At 42.0% G+C, this 23,413-nt stretch carries 19 protein-coding genes and 1 pseudogene; 7 read left to right on the top strand and 13 right to left on the bottom strand.

Going from position 1 to position 23,413, the window contains the following annotated elements; all coding sequences use genetic code 11:
• Positions 1 to 132: 132 nt before the first annotated feature.
• Positions 133 to 1,251, bottom strand: a complete 1,119-nt coding sequence (locus AACX33_RS10855) for a ferrochelatase (RefSeq protein ID WP_193999186.1) — start codon at positions 1,249 to 1,251, stop codon at positions 133 to 135.
• 377 nt (positions 1,252 to 1,628) lie between these two features.
• Here AACX33_RS10855 and AACX33_RS10860 point away from each other — a divergent pair, with 377 nt between their 5' ends.
• Entirely contained in the window at positions 1,629 to 2,201 is a 573-nt protein-coding gene (locus AACX33_RS10860; protein WP_193999184.1) for a hypothetical protein, read from the top strand.
• Between the two features lie 170 nt (positions 2,202 to 2,371).
• Positions 2,372 to 3,640: an MFS transporter gene (locus tag AACX33_RS10865; protein WP_193999182.1), complete on the top strand. Its 1,269-nt coding sequence runs from the start codon at positions 2,372 to 2,374 to the stop codon at positions 3,638 to 3,640.
• A 68-nt stretch (positions 3,641 to 3,708) separates the two neighbouring features.
• Here the strand turns inward: AACX33_RS10865 and AACX33_RS10870 are convergent, their stop codons facing one another.
• The 3 genes from AACX33_RS10870 to AACX33_RS10880 all read right to left on the bottom strand — a co-directional run bounded on the left by AACX33_RS10870 (position 3,709) and on the right by AACX33_RS10880 (position 7,898).
• Positions 3,709 to 4,569: a DUF4351 domain-containing protein gene (locus AACX33_RS10870; RefSeq protein ID WP_193999180.1), complete on the bottom strand. Its 861-nt coding sequence runs from the start codon at positions 4,567 to 4,569 to the stop codon at positions 3,709 to 3,711.
• A gap of 195 nt (positions 4,570 to 4,764) precedes the next feature.
• The gene (topA, locus tag AACX33_RS10875; RefSeq protein WP_193999178.1) at positions 4,765 to 6,912 is read right to left on the bottom strand and encodes a type I DNA topoisomerase; all 2,148 of its coding nucleotides are present in this window, start codon (positions 6,910 to 6,912) and stop codon (positions 4,765 to 4,767) included.
• Between the two features lie 164 nt (positions 6,913 to 7,076).
• A complete protein-coding gene (locus AACX33_RS10880) occupies positions 7,077 to 7,898 on the bottom strand; it encodes a DUF4351 domain-containing protein (protein ID WP_193999176.1) in 822 nt (273 codons plus the stop codon).
• Between the two features lie 188 nt (positions 7,899 to 8,086).
• Between AACX33_RS10880 and ilvB the strand changes: the two genes are divergently transcribed.
• Together ilvB and dacB are read left to right on the top strand one after the other, a co-directional pair.
• Complete coding sequence (gene ilvB, locus AACX33_RS10885) at positions 8,087 to 9,985, top strand: biosynthetic-type acetolactate synthase large subunit (RefSeq protein ID WP_193999174.1); 1,899 nt, start codon at positions 8,087 to 8,089, stop codon at positions 9,983 to 9,985.
• 248 nt (positions 9,986 to 10,233) lie between these two features.
• Positions 10,234 to 11,703, top strand: coding sequence for a D-alanyl-D-alanine carboxypeptidase/D-alanyl-D-alanine endopeptidase (dacB, locus tag AACX33_RS10890; protein WP_193999171.1), 1,470 nt, complete (start codon positions 10,234 to 10,236; stop codon positions 11,701 to 11,703).
• 47 nt (positions 11,704 to 11,750) lie between these two features.
• Here the strand turns inward: dacB and AACX33_RS10895 are convergent, their stop codons facing one another.
• The 3 genes from AACX33_RS10895 to AACX33_RS10905 all read right to left on the bottom strand — a co-directional run bounded on the left by AACX33_RS10895 (position 11,751) and on the right by AACX33_RS10905 (position 15,638).
• Positions 11,751 to 12,578 (bottom strand): AAR2 splicing factor family protein, encoded by an 828-nt coding sequence (locus AACX33_RS10895; protein WP_227789016.1) that lies wholly within the window; start codon positions 12,576 to 12,578, stop codon positions 11,751 to 11,753.
• 223 nt (positions 12,579 to 12,801) lie between these two features.
• On the bottom strand, positions 12,802 to 13,425 hold the full coding sequence (gene tmk / locus AACX33_RS10900) for a dTMP kinase (protein ID WP_193999169.1): 624 nt from the start codon (positions 13,423 to 13,425) through the stop codon (positions 12,802 to 12,804).
• 608 nt (positions 13,426 to 14,033) lie between these two features.
• On the bottom strand, positions 14,034 to 15,638 hold the full coding sequence (locus AACX33_RS10905) for a S8 family serine peptidase (protein ID WP_193999167.1): 1,605 nt from the start codon (positions 15,636 to 15,638) through the stop codon (positions 14,034 to 14,036).
• A gap of 178 nt (positions 15,639 to 15,816) precedes the next feature.
• Here AACX33_RS10905 and rpe point away from each other — a divergent pair, with 178 nt between their 5' ends.
• On the top strand, positions 15,817 to 16,524 hold the full coding sequence (gene rpe / locus AACX33_RS10910) for a ribulose-phosphate 3-epimerase (protein WP_089093358.1): 708 nt from the start codon (positions 15,817 to 15,819) through the stop codon (positions 16,522 to 16,524).
• 74 nt (positions 16,525 to 16,598) lie between these two features.
• Here rpe and AACX33_RS10915 read toward each other — a convergent pair whose 3' ends face one another.
• Positions 16,599 to 17,342, bottom strand: a complete 744-nt coding sequence (locus tag AACX33_RS10915; RefSeq protein ID WP_193999164.1) for a PEP-CTERM sorting domain-containing protein — start codon at positions 17,340 to 17,342, stop codon at positions 16,599 to 16,601.
• 320 nt (positions 17,343 to 17,662) lie between these two features.
• Here AACX33_RS10915 and AACX33_RS10920 point away from each other — a divergent pair.
• Positions 17,663 to 17,770 (top strand): annotated as a pseudogene (locus tag AACX33_RS10920) (ribulose-phosphate 3-epimerase); the annotation flags it as partial.
• A gap of 72 nt (positions 17,771 to 17,842) precedes the next feature.
• Here the strand turns inward: AACX33_RS10920 and AACX33_RS10925 are convergent.
• The 5 genes from AACX33_RS10925 to AACX33_RS10945 all read right to left on the bottom strand — a co-directional run bounded on the left by AACX33_RS10925 (position 17,843) and on the right by AACX33_RS10945 (position 21,135).
• A complete protein-coding gene (locus tag AACX33_RS10925) occupies positions 17,843 to 18,547 on the bottom strand; it encodes a hypothetical protein (protein ID WP_193999162.1) in 705 nt (234 codons plus the stop codon).
• Positions 18,548 to 18,945: 398 nt separating this feature from the next.
• A complete protein-coding gene (locus AACX33_RS10930; protein ID WP_193999160.1) occupies positions 18,946 to 19,449 on the bottom strand; it encodes a hypothetical protein in 504 nt (167 codons plus the stop codon).
• A 49-nt stretch (positions 19,450 to 19,498) separates the two neighbouring features.
• Positions 19,499 to 19,936, bottom strand: coding sequence for a hypothetical protein (locus tag AACX33_RS10935; protein ID WP_193999158.1), 438 nt, complete (start codon positions 19,934 to 19,936; stop codon positions 19,499 to 19,501).
• A 314-nt stretch (positions 19,937 to 20,250) separates the two neighbouring features.
• On the bottom strand, positions 20,251 to 20,433 hold the full coding sequence (locus tag AACX33_RS10940; protein WP_193999156.1) for a CsbD family protein: 183 nt from the start codon (positions 20,431 to 20,433) through the stop codon (positions 20,251 to 20,253).
• A gap of 234 nt (positions 20,434 to 20,667) precedes the next feature.
• Positions 20,668 to 21,135: a hypothetical protein gene (locus AACX33_RS10945; protein ID WP_193999154.1), complete on the bottom strand. Its 468-nt coding sequence runs from the start codon at positions 21,133 to 21,135 to the stop codon at positions 20,668 to 20,670.
• A gap of 250 nt (positions 21,136 to 21,385) precedes the next feature.
• Between AACX33_RS10945 and uvrB the strand changes: the two genes are divergently transcribed.
• Entirely contained in the window at positions 21,386 to 23,383 is a 1,998-nt protein-coding gene (gene uvrB / locus AACX33_RS10950) for an excinuclease ABC subunit UvrB (RefSeq protein ID WP_193999152.1), read from the top strand.
• The last annotated feature ends 30 nt before the right edge of the window (positions 23,384 to 23,413 follow it).

Raw genomic sequence — 23,413 nt, forward strand, 5'->3', positions numbered from 1 at the left:
TTCTAGCTACTTTTAGATTAACAACGAAACTTGATCTGTGGTATCAGAAAAACCTCTCTCCTGCAAGGAGAAAGGCTTTAAATTCTCCCCATTCCCTACAAGGGAATGGGGTTGGGGGGTTAGGTTCCAAACCTAATGATGGTGATGGTGATGGTGACCTCCCGCCAACTGGGGATTAACCGCCATAGCTTCCTGATTCATTAACTCAGCAATATGAGCATTTGCCCATTCAGCCGCCATTTCCAAAAATTCTGGATTGTCGTTGACACAAGCCATTTGGACATAATTCACATCGGGATGCTTTTTCGCCAAAGCATGAATGATGTGGTGTACATCTAATAGAGTTTCGTGGTTTTCTGTCGCAAAGCCAATGGGCATAAAGATGATGGCTTTTGCACCCAATTGAATCAAGTTACTAGCAGCTTGTTCGGCATTTGGTAATGTCCATTCAATTAAAGGTGTGTCGTGGTTCAGCCAACCCACCGAAATTAAAGGATAGCGGTTAATTAACTTATCCCGGACTAAATCATATAGTGCCTGACTTTCGGTAATTCCAGAGGTAAATCCTTTGGCTTTGTGGGGACAGCCATGATTCATTAAGACAATACCAATTTGAGAAGGTAGGTATGCTGCACCTATTTCGGCGCTAACCTTCTCCTCAACTAGATTAGCCATCAAATCAATGTAGGCTGGTTCGTTATAGAAGGAGGGGATGTAACGCTGTGCTTTGACCCAATGTTCTTCGCCATCAGGAATGTCAGCTAAAGCGTTGTTAACTTGCTCAACGGCAATTCCACTGGTAAAGATGGAATCAACCACCAATAAGGGGTAAATCAGTATTTTCTCGAAGCCTTGGTTTTTAATTTCTGCGAGAACCTGATCCGGTAAGTGAGGCGCACAGAAGTTAAAGGCTTTGAAAACTTGGATGCGATCGCCCCATTTGGCTTGCAAGTTCTTTTCTATACCAGCACGTTGCTGTTCAAAAATGGCATTGTGTGGGGAAATAAAATCATGGTGTGTGTGTCCCCATTCATGGCGGTCAAATAACGCCAATAACTTTGCTAAAGGGGGATAAATCCAGGTTGGTACTGGTGCGAATTTTGCAGTCAGTAGATTTAAAGCCTGTTCGTTATAGTTAGCAAAATCTTCATAGCTTTCGACTTCACCGTAGCCCATAAGTAAGACGGCAACTCTGTCTTTACCTGATAATTGCTCGTGGATGTGTTGCTGTTTTTCTGGGGTGGCAACCACAATGATTTCCTCAATATAAATCTATATAAACCAGAGTTGAGAATCAATAAAGCTAGGGAATAACTCCATTGGACTACTAACTCGTAGTTTATTATCCCATCCAGGGGGATAGGGTAGCTAAAAAATTAACAAGAATATATCAAAAGGCATACTAGGGTTATTACTAGCTACTGAGTATTGAAAAATAAGTTTTCTAGCACTCTGGAGTTCACATTTGATTTGTGTGAGAGGGAAATTTTCATATATCCTAAAGGCAAGGTTGATTAATTGAGTAAATTTATGTTGGCACTCTGTTTACTCTGAATTACTGTTCACCATGTCTGATTGAATACAAAACTTGTGAGAAATAACTGAAAAACTGTGATTAATTAAGACGAATGAGTATAATCATTTGCCCTGGAATTCATGAGCCAGCGTTAACTGAGAACTTTATATCAGAATGCTTATCTTCAGCTGATGATAGCTTAAGCGCACAAAACTGGGGCAAAATCCTGATTTTTCCGGCTGACAGTATATTAGCTTTGTCATCACTTCACATTGTGCAGTTTTTAAGCGATCGCTTGCAAGATGATCTAAAATCACCAGTAATCTTCATTAGCTTTAGTGCGGGTGTCGTCGGCGCAATAGGCGCAGCGTCCTCCTGGCAACTCTTAGGGGGTAATGTCAAAGCCTTTATTGCGATCGATGGCTGGGGAGTACCACTGGCGGGAAACTTTCCTATTCATCGAATGAGTCATGATTATTTCACCCATTGGAGTTCTTCGTTCTTGGGTGGTGGACATAATAATTTTTATGCAGAACCACCTGTTGAGCATTTATCCATGTGGCGATCGCCCCAAACCGTAAAAGGTTGGTGGGTAGATCCATCTGTGGAAATTTCTCCCCCTCCAGTTCACCTGAGTGCAACCGAATTCTTGCAGATGCTCATAAAACGCTATGAAGCAAATTAATCCGGAAAACAGAATGATTCAGCAGGAGTGAAGATTAAACAATTCAAATTTCCTTTCTTCAAAATTATGAACATCACCAGATAAGGAGGATCAGAGAAAATATTAATTTGCTTATTCCCCCTACTCCCTACTTCATACTCCCTACTCCCTATTCCCCATCCCCAGAATAAATGTTTCCCACTGAACCTGCTGCTGTCAATAACGGATTTAGCGCCCTGCTAAAAAATCGTGCTTTTATGCTCCTGTGGATTGGGCAGCTGTTGTCCCAGTTGGGAGATAAAGTTTTCTTCGTTTTAATGGTAGCCCTGCTAGAAAATTATCAACCGCCTGCTGGGTTAGCCCAAAACTCCATGTACTCAACTTTGATGCTAGCCTTTACATTACCGGCGATTTTGTTCGGTTCTGCGGGTGGTATCTTTGTAGACCGCTTTTCTAAAAAGTTCATTTTAGTAGGCGCTAATGTATTGCAGACATTATTAATGCTGCTCATAGCCTTTTTACCACGGGAGTTTTTTATTCTCTTGATATTGACCTTTGCAATTTCCACCTTGGCACAGTTTTTTGCTCCAGCAGAGCAAGCTGCTATCCCTGTTTTGGTACGAAAAGAGAATTTCATGGCAGCCAATGCACTGTATAGTAGCACCATGATGGGAGCTTTAATTATCGGTTTTGCCATTGGAGAGCCAATATTAAGTTTGGCAAAAACTTGGTTAGGAGCCGGCTATGGTCAAGAAGTTGTGGTTGGTGGACTATACTTATTATCGGCATTAGCCGTACAGCCGATTAACTTCAAATGTGAAAACAAATTAGGTGGCGATGATTGCTGTCCTGGAATTCATCCTTGGGCTGATTTTAAAGCAGGCTTGCGCTATCTCACTAAAAATCGTTTGATATTAAACGCTATGCTGCAACTCACCACTTTATATTGTGTGTTTGCCGCCTTAATGGTGTTGACGATTAGATTAGCCGCCGACTTTGGTTTGAAAGAAAAACAATTTGGCTTTTTCCTAGCCGCCGCCGGTGTGGGTATGGTATTTGGGGCTGCAATTTTGGGACACTGGGGAGATAAATTGCATCACAAACCTTTACCCCTCATAGGATTTTTGATTATGTCCTTGGTTTTAGGGGTGTTCACTTTCACCCATAATCTAATTTTAGCTTTAGGACTAAGTGCCTTTTTGGGTATAGGTGCGGCTTTAATTGGCGTACCGATGCAAACTTTAATTCAACAGCGCACACCACCCGCCATGCACGGGAAAGTATTTGGTTTTCAAAATCATATCGTCAATATTGCCTTATCTGCACCCTTAGCAATTACTGGCCCTTTAACTGATGTTCTCGGCTTACGAACTGTTTTGGTAGGAATGAGTATAGTAGTAGCAACTGTTGGTATTTGGGCTTGGAAAAACACCCGTGGAGTTCTACAGGACGTAATTTAGTCCAAATTATCAGCGTTGCTGAATTCTCTTGAATAGGTAAGTTCATGACTTGATTCAGCAACACCAAATTATTTATTGGCTAACCATGCCTCCAAATCCAACAAATTGGTAAAGTCCAATAAAGCCTCACCCAGATTTTCCAATTGTTCCAACGATAGATTTTCCAATTGTTCACGCATCCCTGGGGGTAATTCTCCCACTTTGCGAGTGAGTAGACGCAAAACCAGACTTCTTTCCCCTTTTTCTCGCCCCCTCTGTTCTCCTTCTTGTCGCCCTCGCTTTTCGCCTCGCTGTTCGCCTTCTTCGAGAATTTCTTGGTAAATTACTGACTCGCGCATCATACCCTCCCGAAATAATCTTTTAATCAAATCCTTCTTAAATTTTAACCCCGCTAAGATTTGGGTGTAGGCGGAAATTTCCGGTCGTTGGCTTGTCTCCACTTGATTGACTCGCTGCACAATTTGTTCTAGCAAGATTGGGGGTTGATTTGTGGCTGTTAATGGTGCTAGGGGTAATAATGCCGAATCCTGAAGAAACGGTTCGGGGTTTTCTTCCCACATCTTAATTACCCGATATTCGTGTCTAGTGTTTTCCACTGTAAAGGCTGTAGCAATTTCAATGTCATCTTTGGGAGGAAGTAATAAGACTACCACTTGTGTGATTGGTAAGCGATACAACCGATACAGTCGCACCCAATAATCCAGCATTCGCAGAGGTAGGGGTGGAGTGGATTCTAATTTAGTTTGAAATTCTAAGTGTAAAATCCTGCCTTCTAGTTGTAAAAAGGTGACGTAATCGGCGCGAATGGGTTCAATGCTCAATTCGGTTTTCAGGACTGTCGCACCTGTTTGAGGTGTCCCTAATACCCAACTGGCGAATGTTTCTGGATGTTTTTCTGATAGCAGTTTGCAGAGATTGTCGAAAGACATTGATGATACATGGCTATTTCACTAAGCATTTTTATTATCTCGTAGGTAGTCATCAATCTAATTACTTTAAGCAACTATCTACCATTATCTAGTACAAGTTTGCGTAAATAAACAGACCATTCAAAATCCATGAAAAGCCCATTTTATAAGCTTTTTGACTTTTGACTTTTGACTTTTGACTTCCGCCTTGCGGTACTAGCTTTTTAAGTCGCCAAATTTAGGACTCCACCACCCTTTGGCTGTGTTAAAGTAAGCGACATCTTGATGTTTTTTATCCTGGCGAGATTGAGGATTTGAACATCGCAACATGGTTTTTTGTTGTCCATCCTTGGTATAACTGTACTCTTCTAAAGGCTTTTTACACACAGGGCAGGGATGTGAAGTTATCTGGGCTGGAGACTTTGGCTCACTGTCTTGATTGCGGGGTGCTGACCAAGATTTAGAGCGATCGCTCCAAAACAGCACGACATTCTCACAGCCACTGGTACACTTAAGAAAATATTTCTTCTTCACCTTAGTGCTGGGAACCTTAGACATACAATTGTTACACTCAGGGCAACGAGTTCTAGAAACTTCAAACTGACGCTGGGGAAAAGTTTTACTATTTGATGCACCTGTAACGAGGGTCTTGGCTTTGGATAATGCGGGTATAAAATAATCCTGATTCCAACAACTGAGATATTGCTGCCAATTTTGTTTGCCATCAGCGATCGCATCTAAAGCATCTTCCATCTTAGCTGTAAATTCGGCCTCCAGTAAATCGGGTAAAGCTTTCTGTAAAAAATCATCAACCTCTAACCCCAAAGCTGTAGGCTGTAGGTTGTCTTTAATTAACTGCACATAATCCCGTTTTTTGAGCGTGGCGACAGTGGGGGCGTAGGTACTGGGGCGACCAATACCTTTGCGTTCCATTACCTGTACTAGCTTGGGTTCGCTGTAGCGTGGTGGTGGCTGGGTTTGCTTTTGCTCATGTCCGGCATTTTCTAGAGTCAGCACCTGTCCCTGTTTTACCGCAGGTAAATCTGAATCTTTACTGAGATTATTCCAGTAACGAGCATAACCGTAGAACTCAATTACCTGTCCTCTAGCTTGCCATAACAGGTTTCCTGACTGGGTGATGATTTGAGTTTTGCGGAGTTGGGCGGCTTTACATTGAGATGCGATCGCGCGTTTCCAAATCATCACATACAAGTTAAACTCATCAGATGGCAATTCTGCACGCAATTCCACTGAAGGACGAAAAACATCTGTAGGACGGATAGCTTCATGGGCTTCTTGAGCCGATTTACTACTCCGATGTTTGGCTAGTTGCTGCGGGACATTTTGAGGGTCATTTTGCTCTAACCATTGACGCGCACTAGCGCAAAATTCCGGACTTAGCATCACCGAATCTGTTCGCATATATGTAATTAACCCAGCTTCATAGAGCTTTTGGGCAACCTGCATCGTTCTATCTGGAGAAAGCCGCAGCTTGGAACCGGCGGCTTGTTGGAGTGTGGAAGTAATAAAAGGCGGAGGTGGTTGACGATTTACGGTTTTCCCTTCCACCTGGATAATTTTATGAGGATAAAGCCGGGCTTCTGCAACTAATCGTGTCGCTTCAGCTTCCGATAAAACACGTTTAGATTCTGGTTTTTCTTTGCTATTAGTCGTAGCTGTATCATCATTAGTTTCAGTTTCTGGCTGTGGAATATCTGAGGGAGAATTAGCTGTACCCTTGTAAAAAGCCCGAAATCCTTCTGCGTAATCTACCCAAACATTCCAGTAGTCTTGGGGGACAAAAGCTTGAATTTCCCTTTCTCGCTGACAAATCAGATGTAATGTAGCGCTTTGGACTCTACCAACACTTTTCGCACCGTTATTTAATGCCCAAACTAGGGGACTCCCTTTGTAACCGACTAACTTATCTAGGCAATCTCTGCATAATCCCGCACCTATCAAGTTTAAATCAAGTTTTCTAGAATGAGCGATCGCATTCCTGACCGCCGATGCCGTAATCTCTGTATAAACCACTCGTTTGGGTTCTTTCAATCCCAACACTTCTTTGAGATGCCAAGCAATGGTTTCTCCCTCCCGGTCTGGGTCAGTTGCTAGAATCACCTCATCAACCTGTTTGACCGCAGACTTAAGTTTCTGGATAGTTTCTTTTGCCCGTTGATCACGAGGCACATAATGACACTTTACCACGCCGCCATCCATATTGAATCCCAGAGAATCATCACCCTCATTACTCAGTTCTCGGATGTGACCGCAACTAGCGCGAACAATCCAATCCGCACCCAAAATTTGACTGAGTTTTTTAACTTTACCGGGAGATTCAACTACTAAAAGACGTTTTGGCATAGTAGGTGCATTTTAGTTACTTTATCTTATCTTTTTTGGGTACATTTTGAATAATATATGGGCAAGGAAGCAGCGCTCTGGCTTTGCACCATTCTTGTCGTCTTTTATACGCACAAATAACCGATCAAACCCCAAGAATCCCTAGTTTTCTTGGGGTTGGGTTTCTACTTATTGGCTAACCATGCCTCCAAATCCAACAAAGTGTTAAAGTCCAATAAAGCCTCACCCAGATTTTCCAATTGTTCCAAAGTCAGAGTTTCAAATTGTTTACGCATCCCTGGGGGTAATTCTCCCACTTTGCGATTGAGTTGACGCAAAACCAGATTTCGTTCTCGCTGTTCCCCTCGCTGTTCGCCTTCTTCGAGAATTTCTTGGTAAATTACTGACTCGCGCATCATACCCTCCCGAAATAATCTTCTAATCAAATCCTTCTTAAATTTTAACCCCGCTAAGATTTGGGTGTAGGCGGAAATTTCCGGTCGTTGTGTTGTTTCCACTTGGTTGACTCGCTGTACAATTTGTTCTAGCAAGGTTTGGGGTTGATTTGTGGCTGTTAACGATGCTAATGGTAATAATGCCGAGTCTTGAAGAAATGGTTCGGGGTTTTCCTCCCACATCTTAATTACCCGATATTCGTGTCTAGTGTTTTCCACTGTAAAGGCTGTAGCAATTTCACTATCATCTTTGGGAGGAAGCAATAATACTACCACTTGTGTGATTGGTAAACGATATAACCGATACAACCGCACCCAATAATCCAGCATTCGCAGAGGTAGGGGTGGTGTGGACTCCAATTTTGTTTGAAATTCTAAGTGTAAAATCCTGCCTTCTAGTTGTAAAAATGTGACATAATCGGCGCGGATGGGTTCAATACTCAATTCGGTTTTCATGACTGTAGCACCTGTTTGCGGTGTGCCTAATACCCAACTGGCGAATTTTTCTGGGTGTTTTTCTGATAGCAGTTTGCAGAGATTGTCGAAAGACATGGATGATAATTAGCTATTATTGTGATGAACTTGGTTTTTCTAGGCAATTGCATTGCGAAATCACAGCAATTCTTTGTTTATGTCAAACTTTATATTTTAATAGCGGAATTAAATTCAATTTTTCCATTAAAATGGAATACTAAATACAGAATTGACGCGTTAACTTAGCTATCGTCTGAGGTTTGACCGTGACCGTGCGCTTGCCATCCATAACTAGTCCCCCACATACCGAAAATCACAATCAGTCTGGTGTCACTCAATCGCCAGTCGTCGCGCCCAAGCGTGAAACTGGTGGTTTTGCTCTACTTGACAGCCTTGTCCGCCATGAAGTGGAATACATTTTTGGTTATCCTGGTGGGGCAATCCTGCCAATTTACGATGACCTATACAAAGTAGAAGCAACTGGTGCCATTAAACACATTTTAGTCCGGCATGAACAAGGTGCAGCTCACGCCGCCGATGGCTATGCTCGTGCTACTGGCAAGGTAGGAGTGTGCTTTGGCACTTCCGGCCCTGGGGCAACGAATTTAGTCACAGGCATCGCTACAGCCTACATGGACTCAATTCCCATGATTGTGGTGACAGGACAAGTGCCACGGGCATCAATTGGTACTGATGCGTTTCAAGAAACCGATATTTACGGAATTACCCTACCAATAGTCAAACACTCCTATGTAGTGCGCGACCCCAAAGACATGGCGCGCATTGTGGCTGAAGCTTTCCACATCGCTAGCACTGGAAGACCAGGGCCAGTTTTAATTGATGTGCCTAAAGATGTGGCTTTAGAAGAATGTGACTATGTACCCGTGGAACCGGGAACTGTGAAATTAAGGGGTTATCGTCCCACTGTGAAGGGAAATCCTCGGCAAATCAATGCGGCAATGAAGTTAATTCGGAACAGTAGCCGTCCTTTATTGTATGTCGGTGGTGGCGCGATCGCATCTAACGCCCACGCAGAAATAAAAGAACTGGCGGAGTTATTTAATATCCCCGTCACCACAACCTTGATGGGTATCGGTGCATTCGATGAACATCATCCCTTGTCTGTGGGAATGCTGGGGATGCACGGTACAGCTTACGCTAACTTTGCAGTGACAGATTGCGATTTATTAATCTGCGTTGGGGCGAGATTTGACGATCGCGTTACTGGTAAATTAGATGAATTCGCTTCCCATGCCAAAGTAATTCATATCGATATTGACCCCGCAGAGGTCGGTAAAAACCGAGTTCCTGAAGTCCCCATCGTCGGCGATGTCCGCCATGTTTTAATTGACTTATTGCGTCGCTGTCAAGAAACAGGCATCAAGAACATCCCACACAAAAATCAAGAGTGGTTAAATTTAATTAACCGTTGGCGACAAGACTACCCCCTAGAAGTGCCTCACTATGCTGACAGTATTTCACCCCAAGAGGTAATTGTGGAAGTTGGTCGCCAAGCACCCCACGCGTTTTACACCACAGACGTGGGTCAACATCAAATGTGGGCGGCACAATTCCTGAAGAACGGCCCCAGACGCTGGATTTCTAGTGCTGGTTTGGGAACGATGGGTTTTGGTGTCCCAGCGGCCATGGGTGCAAAAGTCGCCTTCCCTGATGAAGAAGTTATCTGTATCAGTGGTGATGCTAGTTTCCAGATGTGTTTGCAAGAATTGGGAACATTAGCACAGTATGGCATTAATGTCAAGACTGTAATTATGAATAACGGCTGGCAAGGAATGGTGCGCCAATGGCAACAAGCCTTTTATGGTGAGCGTTATTCATCCTCCAATATGGAAGTAGGGATGCCAGACATTGAGCATTTGACTAAAGCTTATGGCATTAAGGGTATGGTAGTTCGGACTCGTGAGGAATTACAAGGTGCGATCGCCGAAATGCTAGCACATGATGGCCCAGTTGTGGTTGATGTCCGAGTCACCAGAGACGAAAACTGTTACCCAATGGTAGCCCCAGGCAAAAACAATGCTCAAATGATCGGTTTGCCCATACAGCCGCCAAAAGCCGTAGTAGAACCTGTTTCTTGTAGCAATTGTGGGACAACAAATCCTCCTATCCATAACTTTTGTTCGGAGTGTGGAACTAAGTTATAAGGCATAGAGTAGACATCTGGTTAAAAAGTAGAGACGTTCCATGGAACGTCTCTACATAGTCTCTACATAGGTTTCAGGTGAAGCATATTTAAATTTGGTCGATGTCTAGTTCAGTTAAGCAATTTTTTCCAACTTTTCCAACTTTTCCTTCTCTCTCTGTGTACTCTGCGCCTCTGAGGTTAGGGAACACCTTTTTTATCATAGGATAAAAACTACGAATTACGAATTACGAATTACGCATTATATTGATGTCTAAAAAAATTACAATTGGCTTATTGTCGCTGTTTCTGAGTACCCAAATCGCTGTCAGCCAACAAACAGCTAAAGCACAAATACCAGTCACACCCACAACCACCACAAAAACAATTTGTCCCGCCCAATTAAAGTCAGCAGTGGACAGCATCACAAATAGCCCGGAATTTAGTCGAGTCCGTTGGGGGATTTTAGTCAAAAATCTGGCTGATGAACAAACTCTTTATCATCGAGATGCTGAAAAATATTTTAATCCAGCTTCTAATACCAAATTACTAACCACAGCCGCAGCTTTACAACAACTGGGTGCAGATTTTCGCATTCGCACTTCTGTTTATCAAGATGGCGATCGCATTTTGCGTGTAGTCGGTAGAGGCGACCCCAGTTTAAAAGTACCACAACTGCAAGAACTAGCCCAACAGTTACGCCAGCAGGGTATTACTCAAGTTAACCAGTTGATTGCTGATGATAGTTATCTTCAAGGAGAAACTGTTCATCCTAGTTGGGAATGGGAAGACTTAGGAGCTTATTATGGCGCACCAGTCAACAGTTTAATTGTCAATGAAAATGCTTCTCTATTGACAGTTTCGCCCCAAACTATAGGGAAACCATTACAACTCAAATGGAATGAACCGCTTGAAGCATATCAGTGGCTAGTGGAAAATAATTCTGTAACTACTCCAAAAGATGAATCGGGATTTGTTGCAGTTAGCCGGGGTTTAAAAGGGCCTGTGTTGCGAATTCAGGGACAGATGGCTGTAAATTCCACCCCTAATATCACGGCTATAGCTGTTTTTGACCCCGTGCAAAATTTCTTGCGTCACTTCCGCCAGACGTTGGTGAAGGAAGGAATTTCTGTGAGTCAGATGTCTAACGGTACGAGTGGAAAAAACGAACGAGAACTAGCAGCAGTGGAATCACCACCTTTATCTGAGTTGTTAAAAGAGACTAATATTAATAGTAATAATTTATATGCGGAAGCTTTACTGAGGGCGTTAGCTAAACAACCATTAGAAAATAATCAAACTACAGCTGATGCAGGTTTAGAAGTTGTCAAAACTACTTTAACTAAATTAGGAGTAGATCCCACAAGTTATATATTAGTAGATGGTTCTGGATTATCTCGCAAAAACTTAATTAGTCCCCAAGCTTTGGTGCAAACTTTAGAAGCAATGGCAAAATCACCACAAGCAGAACTTTTTCGGGCTTCTCTACCTGTTGCTGGTGTGAGCGGAACTTTAACAAATCGCTTGCGTGACACTCCGGCTGTGGGAATTGTCCAAGCAAAAACAGGCACGATGACAGGTGTCGTTTCCCTCTCAGGATATGTAAATTCGCCTAATTATCAGCCTTTAGCATTTAGTATAATTGTGAATCATTCTGAACAACCTGCTAGAGTTGTCCGCCAATCAATGGATGAAATTGTCGTTTTGTTAACACAGTTAGGGAGTTGCAGAGGAATATAAAAACATCTTCCGAAATTGATCGTTTAAGTAAGGAACTTTCAGATTCCTCAGTCAGACAAAACTCCTCTTTTCTGTAAATAAGCCTCAAAATCCTGCCCTTTCTCGACAATACCATCAATATCTGAGTCAATCATGTCTTCAGCCAAGTAATTAGCTTGAGCGGTGACAAAGCTGTTTGGTGTAAACATATCCTGTGGGAAACAGTCGAACTGCGCTAACAAAATGTCAATCAAGCTAGAGAAGAGTTTAGGTGCTTTGGCAATACCAAACTCGCTAGCATTGTAAACAGCTTGTAGGAGATAATTCCAACGATTTAAGGCTTCTATATCTTCATGTGCATACCATCTCACAAAGGCAAATTGAAGCTCACTCAGAAAAGCCTCTATATCACCACCATGCTGGTTAAATAAGGTTTGTTCAAACCTGGATTTTCGTTGTTCCATGAGCAAATCACTAGGATTGTCAACAGGTATATTGACCGCAGCATTTCTAAGAATTGGAGAAAAAACAGGAGGATGAATATGGTTAGTTAATTTCTCCCAGATTTCTCCAGAATCATGCTCATAAGGGATGAGAACGTGATCCATCGCCCCTCCTAATGCTAATTTTTGGTAGTGTGCTGTGGTTTCTGGTTCATCGTCTTCAAATTGCTGGGAAGTGTGGTTAAAGACTTTCACTAAAACCTCGTTTGGTTCTAGATAAGACCAAAAGCCTTGATAGATTTGATCAACTTTCACGCCCACATAATGAAGCCCAGATATAACTTGTTTAAAACCTCGAAAACTACCTTCAATTTCATAAACATCTGTATCTATCTGTGCCTTTTTTTTTGGCAGATCACGCAGAATTATCCAACAAAATTTTGTATTGATCATATGCTTGTTTTGTGCAAGTAAGTCGGGGAGAAAAATTCAATGTATCTGAAGGAATGTAAATTATTCGTAGTGTGTGTTATGCCGTAGGACTACCGCTTACCTTGAATTGTTGACGGTGCGTTGAGCTGCGCGACAACACACCCTACAGTTTATTTGTTTTTACTTGTCTTCCTGGAGAATTTTATCCGAATTTGTCTTACTCATTGGTAAACTGCTGTAAATTTCAAAATTGCAACCTTTGGCGCAAAATTTCCTGAATCACTTGTTGCACTGCTTCTTGAGTTAAATTACCATCTACTCGGACAATCCGAGATGGATAAGATGCGGCTAACTCTGCGTAACCTTGCTGAACACGCCGATGAAATTCCATTGTTTCTTGTTCAATACGGTCAAACTTATCACCTTGTTTTCTGGCTAGTCCCACTTCCACATCGACATCTAGCCAAATAGTCAAGTCGCTTTCTAACCCACCCGTGGCCATATAATTGAGTTGTTCGATTAAGGTCATGTTCAAACCCCGACCATAACCTTGGTAGGCAGTGGTAGAATCAGTATAGCGATCGCACAATATATATTTTCCTTCTGCTAAATTCGGTTTGAGTTCTTGTTCTACGTGTTGCGATCGGTCAGCCGCATACAATAATAATTCTGTCACCTCAGCAATTGGTTTATTTTCCACCTTCTCCAGTAAAAGGCGGCGCAGATGTAAGCCTAACTCTGTTCCCCCTGGTTCACGAGTCACAACCACGGAGATCCCTAAATTTTGCAGCCATTGACAACACAGCTGCATTTGGCTAGTTTTGCCGCAGCCTTCCACCCCTTCAAATACAATTAATTTGCCACCCATGCTTTTTAAATTGGTTTAAATATACTAGTTCGCTGAAGTTTGCATGATATTTGACCTATCGGCTCAACTTTACCTCAAATCAGTTAGTTTTTCGCAATCCTTGGTTTGCGTTGAAACACTGGATACCAAAGCTAAACTGCAAACAACAACTAATATTTGTATTTATTTTTTTATACACAAAAAAGCACTTGAGAATTTTGCTTACTCAAGTACTTTTTTGTAAAAGTATATACCATTTCACTTGTTTGATGCCACATTTGAAAACTGTAATACCACTTTAAGAGAAGCATTGCCAGAATTACTTGTAACAAACATTGTGTGAAGTGGTAGCACTCCTTGCACTATATCAATAGTAGCTCTTCTAGAATAAAATCGAACATTTTCTTCGTGACAGTTTATTAACCAAGCTGAGTTATAAATAATGCACTGTGCTTAGTAGCCATTAAAACTGCACTCTCCTGGTGTCAGAGCTACCCTCTAGTCATCACTCCAAATCTTACCCAGTAGCCAGTAGCGTGTGTTGTCACGCACAACCCAGCATTCTTGATTTTGGGTGCGTTAGAACTGATCTCCATAACGCACCTGAGAAAACTGAAATTGCGCCCCTTTTAATTGGAGGCAGATTTGGCAACACTCCACCAAGCTAAACCATAGGGTTGAGTGGCTTCGTTGACCTGTTGGCGAAACTGGACACGGATTTTATAATTGCCATCAGCAGAAACGGGGCAGAATATATGTTCTACACTATCAATTCCACTGACTGAGGAGCAAACAACACCAGCATCGGCATCTTGAGCATCTGCTTTGACTAAGTATAGGTCAAGGTTATTCAATCCGCGATCGCTAAAAGTTTCACCCAAGTCATATTGCTCGTTTTTATTGGTATCATTTAGCTCTACCAACCGATTCCAACTCAGAGTAATACTCACAAAACTGTCTTTTTTTAAAGGTTTGGCTAAGGCATAATCTACAGTAGATCCCACATCCACCTGGCTATAATCCCAACCAACAGCCGGAACTGTGCTTGATGCTGGCCATTGACCAGCGCTAAATTGCTGATAAGCCCGAAAACTATTTAAATGACCTGTTCCCATTTGAGCATCCAAGGGAATTTGGGGATTTTGATAAGCATCCGATTCCAGCCAATCTTGATTTTGTTTATCAATGAGCGTCCGAGACATACCCAGGCGCAAGCCATCACCACTATCTTTCAGCTTCTCTGCTGAATTCAACAATACAGCCTTCATCACTTGATGACGGCGAGCATCAATACTCCAATTGCGTTGTCGTTCCTGTAGCTGTCGGTCACCAAATTCTTGTAACAAAGCCACAGTGGCGGTAACTTGAGGAGCCGCAAAACTTGTACCTGTGACCTTATTCAACTTACCATCTGGATTCAGCATGGGAATATTACTTCCTGGTGCTACCAAAGCGATAGAAGGACGACCATCAATATTAAACTCCTTACCAGCTAACCGAGCCGTAGCTCCTTTCTTCGTAGCCGCTAGATTAGAAACGTCAACTTTATTAAAAATATCTCCTCGGCGGGATGAAAAAGCAACGTTGAGTCCGTTAAAATTATCTGTAGGAATGGGAATCCCTCCTTTGCCTTGGTTACCCGCGATCGCATACAAAACATCATGAACGCGACTAGACCAGTCCAGACATAAAGTTAGTAAAGCATTACCATCTAAAACTGGATTCGGACGCGGATCACGACTTAGCGGCTCACCAAAGCTAAAGTTAATCGCGCGGACATCACGACCATTTTGTAAGGCTATGTGTTGTGCCGTTAAGCACTCTTCTGGCTGACCCATGTTTCTGGTAGAACCCACCGCAGACGAATACAATCGCGCCTTTGGGGCTACTCCTGGGAGAGCTTTATCTTGACTAACCATCACACCAGCAACATTGTAGGCGTGGGAGTCAACACCAGTATTGGATTTAGCTGGTCCATCGCGTAAAAACACTGCTGCTAATGATATAGCCGGATTTTGAGATACAGCCTTATCCCAGCCAAACATTCCCGGACGACCAATTTCCACCTGACCAATGGCAATCTTGCGACCAAGTAAATTATAAGGAGGTTGGTGTAATCTGAGAGCGTCAATGCCATTAGTGCCTAGAAAAGTTTGCAGCGCTGAAGCAAGTACAGGCGCAGTTAAACAAGAAGCACTCAATCCCCAAACTATCCAGCTGAGTTTTTTGCCCATTGTTTAGTAATTAGTTATTAGTTGTTATTAATTATTGTTTATCAAGATAATTTTTTTTGCTTCCCTGTTGAGGATTAATTATTTGGCAGTCGGAACAGGGTGGGATCAAAATTATTAGAATTGGCTCAATATTTTGTTACAATGCCTACAGACGAGAACGCTTTAAAACCCACTAACCATGACCCAAAAACCATCTCAAAAGCCCATTGTGATCTCTCCATCTATCTTATCAGCGGATTTTAGTCGTCTGGGCGACGAAATTCGGGCTGTAGATGCCGCCGGAGCTGATTGGATTCATGTTGATGTCATGGACGGTCGTTTCGTACCTAACATTACAATAGGTCCTCTGGTTGTGGAGGCGATTCGCCCAGTGACAACCAAGCCACTGGATGTCCACTTGATGATTGTGGAACCAGAGAAGTATGTAGAAGATTTTGCCAAGGCGGGTGCGGATATTATCTCTGTACATTGCGAGCATAATGCTTCGCCGCACCTGCACCGGACATTGGGACAAATCAAAGAATTAGGCAAGCAGGCTGGCGTTGTCCTTAACCCTGGTACGCCTTTAGTCCTAATTGAACACGTTTTAGAATTGTGCGATTTAATCCTAATTATGAGCGTTAACCCCGGTTTTGGCGGTCAAAGCTTTATCCCCGGTGTATTGCCCAAAATCCGTCAATTGCGCCAAATGTGTGATGAGCGTGGTTTAGACCCCTGGATTGAAGTGGATGGGGGACTCAAGGCTAATAATACTTGGCAGGTTTTGGAAGCTGGCGCTAATGCCATTGTTGCTGGTTCGGCTGTATTTAAGGCTCCTGATTACGCTGAAGCTGTGTCATCTATTCGTAACAGTAAGCGTCCTGCACAAGAATTTGCCAAGGTTTAAATCGGTTTTGGATAAACAAAAAGGTAGGCTGGACATTGGCTAGCCTACTTTTTTTAAGAATTATTTACTTGCGATTAAAACTGAGTCTGTTGTGCCTGTTTACGCTTCAGCAATGAACCAGCACCGAAAGCACCAACCGCTAACAGACCGAAGATGGAATTTCCTTCAGGAATAGATGTAGGTGGAACTGGGTCTACAGGTGGAACTGGGTCTACAGGTGGAACTGGGTCTACAGGTGGAACTGGCTCTGGAAGTTGAACTGGGTTGTCAGCAGTGCCGCTATCAGTATCAGCTAGGTATCTTAATTCACCTAAAAACCCTGTAGACCAATCTAATTTTAAAGCGCCAAATAAGTCTCCTGTGGAAATGTCAATGGGAAGAGAGTAGTTGAATGAAGTGGGGGCTGTTCCCGATTGGACACTAAAAGATCGACCTCCAGCTGAACCTGGTGTACTCGGAGAAGTACCAATATCAAAAACGGCATTACCAGGAATAGCATTAATCATCAAGGAAGCAATGGACTGGGTGGCGTTTAAAGTCCAGGGTTGACCAAAGCTATCACCTGATTGAAACAGACTCCAGCCACCACCAGTAACTCCACCTGAATTAGCATCTATAGCTGACCAGATTTGTGTCTCGGAGCCTCCACCAAAAAAGTCGACTTTCACTTCCATACCAGCCATCTGAGAACCAAAGGTTTGGAAACCTGATATGACTGTTTGTGCTTGGACTGGGGTTGCAGCTTGAATGGTAGCAACACCGAGGACGGTTGCTGATGCCAATTTGAACAAGCTGTTTTTAATACAAAGTTGAGTCATTGTCACCTCTGATATCTAGTAAAATTTGATCATTGGGTAGGCGCAATTAAACGAAAGATACCCCTGAATAGACAAAGAGTTTCCAGCAGGGGTATCTCAGATTTAATAACTATCTAGTGAGTATATAGAATCTTAAATTACTTGATTCACTCTATCCACTTATCTGCATCCTACTTACAGTCAATTTACTGTACAGATGTGCTAAAAAGCAATCAGCTTGGCGAATCTTCAGATGAATTAAGCAAGCAAAATTAAAGTTTTTACTTAAAAATAGAATAAATTAGGCTTTAGGAGCCATATATATAGCAAAAGTCAAAAGTCATGCGATTGTTGCTAGTTCGGTTGTATTTAACGCTCCAGATTACGCTGAAGCTGTGTCATATATTCGTAACAGTAAGCGTCCTGCACCAGAATTGGCTAAAATTTAATCTGTTTTGGCTCAGTAAAAAGGTAGGCTGGACATTGGCTAGCCTACTTTTTGAAGAATTATTTACTTGCGATTAAAACTGAGTTTTTTGTGCATCTTTACGTTTGAGCAATGAACCAGCACCGAAAGCACCAACCGCTAACAGACCGAAGATGGAATTTGCTTCAGGAACAGATATAGTTTGACCTGGGTTTAGAGTTTGAATTTGCTCTAGAGGTTGAACTGGGTCGTCAGTAGTGCCGCTATCAAGATCAGCTAAGTATGATAGTTCACCTACAAACCCTTCAGACCAGTCTAATATTAATGTCCCAAATAGGTCTCCTGTGGAAATGTCAATGGGAACCAAGTAGTCGAATGAAGTGGGGGCTGTTCCTGATTGGACGAAGAAAGATTGACCTGCTTCTGAACCTGATTTACTAGGACTATTACTCGTATCAAAAGCGGCATTACCAGGAATAGCATTAATAATCAAGGAACTAATGGACTGGGCGGCGTTGAAAGTCCAAGGTTGATCAAAGCTATCACCTGATTGAAACAGAGTCCAGTCACTACCAGTAACTCCACCTGATTCTTTATCTATAGCTGACCAGATTTGTGTCTCTGAGCCTCCATCGAAAAAGTTGACTGTCACTTCCATACCAGTTATGTCAGCACCAGAGGTTATTAAACCTGATAGTGTGGTTGCTTGGACTGGGGTTGCAGCTTGAATAGTAGCAAAACCGAGGACGGTTGCTGATACCAATTTGAACAAGCTGTTTTTAATACAAAGTTGAGTCATTGTCACCTCTGATATCGAGTAAAGTTTTATTAAGTAGGTAGGCACAATTAAAGTGAAGATTTCCCCTCAATAGGCAAAGAGCTTTCGCCAGGGGTATCTAAATTACGATGATTTACATGATTTTTGACTAATTGCGACTTTGAAAATATCTCCTTATATCTACTTATACGCAATCATATTTAGTATAATAACTGAATAAGGTTGCTAAAAACTAATCAATTTGGCGAATTTTATTGTTAAAAATTACTTTATTCAAACTATTTAAATACTAGACAACTAGGGAAATTCTTATTTTTGAGCTTGGTTTCATGGTCAAAACAAGTCAAGTAGGATTGGTATTACCAACCCTACTTTTTTTAGAGACTTGTGGAAGATATTTTTCTAGTTTCTCAGGATCTTTACTTGCGACTACCGAACCACTTCGCTGCTGCAACTCCAATCAGCCCGGCGACAATGGGATTGCTGAGAAACTTCATAATTGCCGGTTGTTCAGCTAACACGTCACGGAAAATATCCGGGTGGTTGTGATAAGCGAAAGATGCAAGTTTGCTCACATCATCAGCGCTCATGCGGTTAGGGTTGTGAGTAGAAAGACCTAATTGTTTTTCTAAGTGTTTTTCGTCTAAACCTCTAGATTTCAATTCTTTGAAAAAGCCCTTAGCGACATCATCCCGCTCATTGGGTTTGATTTGTGCGATCGCTTTTTGTAATTCTGGCTCCATTTGGCTAGAAGGTATCCGTTCAGGACTTGCAGATTTGCCAAATAACTGACGACGTTGATCAGGTGTTGTCCGTTGGGCAAAATCATCGAAGTTGTCATAGGAAGCATCATCAAGAGATTCTACATTGCCACTAGACAAATCTTTCATGATTTGTTTTCTGTACTCTTCGCTACTTGTCACGTTACTTACTCCTTTTTTTGATCACCTGAATGATTGAGTCTGAATCAAATTAGCTATACTGAATTTGATTAGTCGCCCTGTCATACTCAGTAGTCAAAATTAACTTTTTGTCAGGGCTATATACTAAAACAGTTAAGTTTTGCTCTGGAAAGTTTTTCTGAAAACCTTCCACTAAGGATTTTGCTAGAGGTCGCACTTCGTTAGGTCTAACTTGAGGAGAAATTACCACACCTAACTTATTGTTATCGCGGACATAAGCATCGTTAATTAAACCGCTCGATGTTTTGACAACCCAGTCACCAAAATTTTGTCCAGATGGAGTGTTACCTCGCTCTAACTGTGCATAAGTTACATCACGGCCAATTGGTGGGGTAGCAGTGCGGTCAACTTCTGTGACAGTACCACCGCCACAAGCGGTAGTTATTGTTAACACTAAAACTAAGATGAAAGCCATCGCCATCTTGCGACCCTGCTCAAGCAGATTCATTTTTTACCTCTCATAGTAAAATAGTTAGCAACTATGTAATTTGATTCCCATGAATCAAAGGAAAACTTAATTTATTCACAGGGTTTGCTGTAGATGTAAATATAAGAAAAATCTTTTTTTAGCTGACTTATAAATCACGCATTACTCCTATATTCTCCTCGCCAGTCAGAAACCAAAGTTAAGTATTCATAACTTCGAGATTTTTTGTACCCACACACAAAAAGGATTTAGCCAAGATTTTAAACAGTGTTTATCTTGGCATAATCAGATTAACCCGGGTTATGTGGCTAGATATTTACCACAGAAAAGAATTTCTAATCTAGCTTTTCTTTGACATTATCTTTCACGTTTTCTACTCCGTGACGCACTTGGCTTTCAGCTTGTTTTGCTTTGCCTTTAGCCTTATCTTCTGGATCTCCAGTAACATTACCAAGTGCTTCTTGAGCTTTGCCTTCAATATTTTTAGCAGTAGCTTTGGCGCGATCTTCTATGCTCATTTTGCACTCCTTAATGGGATAAAAAAATGTCTTTAAAGTGATGATTTAACTTTAAAAACTCTTTTTCACTACCCTTCTACTGTAGTAAACTTTTGCATTGCCATCTTCCGCCATAAGGTATATTAGTTATCTATATAAAAAGAGTGATTATAAAAGCAACTTGAATATTTTATTTGATTAAAAAACCCGGTTGTGTTATGGAACCGGGTGATGGCAATTATAGTATTTTGAGGACTAATCGAGAAAACCCATCAAAATTTCCGATTCATCAGTCTCATTTGGGGCTGTGGGACGGTTACCGAAGGACGAATAACTATCAGAAATTGCTAGTATACTTGAACCAATTGGACGAATACCGGATAAGTTCATCGTGTCAACAATTTCAAATGTATGAGCGCCGATGGGGCGAATTCCCATAATATTTACTGTATCAGCTACTGTCAAAGTGCTGACTCCAATAGGACGGATTCCAGAAATTTGGACTGTCCCAGCAATTTGTAGATCACTGCTACCAATGGGACGAACTCCAGCAACGGCTAGTTTCCCTTCCTCTTTCGGCACTGGCAGATCCGAGCCTTTTTCGATGTTATCTGTATTCAAAGTATTATCCTGCTTATTTTCAACTGCCACTGTATTTTCTCCCTTTAGCTTGGTATCCTGTTGTTGAGGATCGATTTCTTCGCCAGTGCTGCTAATATTCATAAACCGATCCCTCTGGTTTATTAACTGAATTTTACAATAATGAAGGAAAAATTAATTTTTTTCCACGCATAAAGAGTGTAACCTGAAAAAACCTGGTAAATATATAAGTATCTTTAAAAGAGATACATAAGAAAATTTAAATTGTAAAATTTTGTAAAATAATCTTGCTGTTTATTAGTTTGATTACCTAAGTTCGGCAGAGGCGGAACTGTATAGTTACCATGAGATAGGGTATTTTCAACAGAACCGTATGACAGGATTTTGTCTTCAAGCTCCCTTTATTCCCACAGGCGACCAACCACAGGCGATCGCACAACTAACTAGCAGTATCCAAACTGGCAACCGTTACCAAACTTTACTAGGTGCTACGGGAACAGGTAAGACATTTTCCATAGCCGCAGTCATTGAAAAAGTGGGTAGACCTACCTTGGTATTAGCCCATAATAAAACTTTGGCGGCACAACTGTGTAATGAATTGCGGGAATTTTTTCCTCACAACGCAGTGGAGTACTTTGTCAGCTACTACGATTACTATCAGCCAGAGGCGTATATTCCGGTTAGCGACACTTATATTGAAAAAACAGCTTCGATTAATGATGAAATAGATATGTTGCGGCATTCCGCGACGCGATCGCTCTTTGAACGCCGTGATGTGATTGTTGTGGCTTCCATTAGCTGCATCTACGGTTTGGGGATTCCCGCCGAATATCTTAAAGCCGCCATTCCTTTCCAAATCGGGATGGAAGTGAATCAGCGTCAAATTTTACGTGATTTGGCATCAGTGCAGTATAGCCGCAACGACATAGAAATGGGTCGGGGACGTTTTCGCGTCCGGGGTGATGTCTTAGAAATTGGTCCCGCCTACGAAGACCGGATCATCCGTGTAGAATTCTTTGGCGATGAAATCGACGCGATTCGCTACATTGACCCAGTGACAGGTGAAATTATCCGCAGTCTGGAATCTGTAAATGTTTACCCAGCGCGTCACTTTGTCACCCCAGAGGAACGCTTAGAGGTGGCTTGTCATGACATTGCAGCCGAATTAAAGCAACAAAAAGCAGAACTAGAACAAGCGGGAAAATTATTAGAAGCACAACGCATAGACCAACGGACACGCTATGACTTAGAAATGTTGCGTGAAGTTGGCTACTGTAACGGCGTAGAGAACTATTCTCGCCACTTAGCCGGAAAACAAGCTGGCGCACCCCCAGAGTGTTTAATTGATTATTTTCCCAAAGATTGGCTGTTAGTCATAGACGAATCGCACGTATCAGTGCCACAAATTCGTGGTATGTATAACGGTGACCAAGCTAGAAAAAAAGTTTTAATTGAGCATGGGTTTCGTCTTCCCAGTGCTGCTGATAACCGTCCGTTAAAAGCAGAAGAATTTTGGCAAAAGGTGAATCAGTGTATTTTTGTTTCCGCCACACCAGGAAATTGGGAATTAGAAATATCTGAAGGTCATATTGCTGATCAAGTAATTCGACCGACTGGGGTAATTGATCCGGAAATTTCCGTGCGTCCCACAGAAGGACAAATTGATGATTTATTAGGGGAAATTAAAGACAGAGTTGACCGTCAAGAACGAGTGTTAATTACCACATTAACGAAGCGCATGGCGGAAGATTTGACTGAGTATCTGCAAGACCACAGTATAAAGGTGCGCTATTTGCATTCAGAGATTAATTCCATTGAGCGCATCGAAATTTTACAAGATTTACGTGCGGGGAAATTTGATGTTTTGGTAGGTGTGAACTTGCTACGGGAAGGCTTAGACTTACCAGAAGTTTCCTTAGTGGCAATTATGGATGCAGATAAAGAAGGCTTTTTACGCGCCGAACGTTCCTTAATTCAAACTATTGGGAGAGCCGCACGGCACATTCGGGGACAAGCAATTATGTATGCTGATAATATGACAGGCAGCATGATTAAAGCCATTGATGAAACAGATCGAAGGCGGGGGATTCAGATGGCTTATAACCGGACGCATGGAATTACACCGCAACCGATTATTAAGAAATCGAGTAATGCAATTTTATCTTTTTTAGATGTTTCCCGGCGATTAAATGCGACTGATTTAAAAGTGGTCGATGAACATATAGATGAACTGCCTTTAGAGGAAATTCCAGGGTTGATTGCGAAGTTAGAAGCACAGATGAAAGATGCTGCGAAAAACTTAGAATTTGAAGAGGCGGCAAAATTGCGCGATCGCATCAAGCATCTGCGAGATAAAATGCTAGGACGTTAATGCTTGGTTAGGGTAGCTCTAGAATGACGG

Source organism: Nodularia sp. LEGE 04288, assembly GCF_963896525.1.
Taxonomy (GTDB): Bacteria; Cyanobacteriota; Cyanobacteriia; order Cyanobacteriales; family Nostocaceae; genus Nodularia.

Bases quoted from the DNA above. Each gene is read 5' to 3' on its own strand.
- AACX33_RS10860 (WP_193999184.1), top strand. From the start codon at position 1,629: ATGAGTATAATCATTTGCCCTGGAATTCATGAGCCAGCGTTAACTGAG.
- AACX33_RS10865 (WP_193999182.1), top strand. From the start codon at position 2,372: ATGTTTCCCACTGAACCTGCTGCTGTCAATAACGGATTTAGCGCCCTG.
- AACX33_RS10870 (WP_193999180.1), bottom strand. From the start codon at position 4,569: ATGTCTTTCGACAATCTCTGCAAACTGCTATCAGAAAAACATCCAGAA.
- topA (WP_193999178.1), bottom strand. From the start codon at position 6,912: ATGCCAAAACGTCTTTTAGTAGTTGAATCTCCCGGTAAAGTTAAAAAA.
- AACX33_RS10880 (WP_193999176.1), bottom strand. From the start codon at position 7,898: ATGTCTTTCGACAATCTCTGCAAACTGCTATCAGAAAAACACCCAGAA.
- dacB (WP_193999171.1), top strand. From the start codon at position 10,234: ATGTCTAAAAAAATTACAATTGGCTTATTGTCGCTGTTTCTGAGTACC.
- AACX33_RS10895 (WP_227789016.1), bottom strand. From the start codon at position 12,578: ATGATCAATACAAAATTTTGTTGGATAATTCTGCGTGATCTGCCAAAA.
- tmk (WP_193999169.1), bottom strand. From the start codon at position 13,425: ATGGGTGGCAAATTAATTGTATTTGAAGGGGTGGAAGGCTGCGGCAAA.
- AACX33_RS10905 (WP_193999167.1), bottom strand. From the start codon at position 15,638: ATGGGCAAAAAACTCAGCTGGATAGTTTGGGGATTGAGTGCTTCTTGT.
- rpe (WP_089093358.1), top strand. From the start codon at position 15,817: ATGACCCAAAAACCATCTCAAAAGCCCATTGTGATCTCTCCATCTATC.
- AACX33_RS10915 (WP_193999164.1), bottom strand. From the start codon at position 17,342: ATGACTCAACTTTGTATTAAAAACAGCTTGTTCAAATTGGCATCAGCA.
- AACX33_RS10925 (WP_193999162.1), bottom strand. From the start codon at position 18,547: ATGACTCAACTTTGTATTAAAAACAGCTTGTTCAAATTGGTATCAGCA.
- AACX33_RS10935 (WP_193999158.1), bottom strand. From the start codon at position 19,936: ATGAATCTGCTTGAGCAGGGTCGCAAGATGGCGATGGCTTTCATCTTA.
- AACX33_RS10940 (WP_193999156.1), bottom strand. From the start codon at position 20,433: ATGAGCATAGAAGATCGCGCCAAAGCTACTGCTAAAAATATTGAAGGC.
- AACX33_RS10945 (WP_193999154.1), bottom strand. From the start codon at position 21,135: ATGAATATTAGCAGCACTGGCGAAGAAATCGATCCTCAACAACAGGAT.
- uvrB (WP_193999152.1), top strand. From the start codon at position 21,386: ATGACAGGATTTTGTCTTCAAGCTCCCTTTATTCCCACAGGCGACCAA.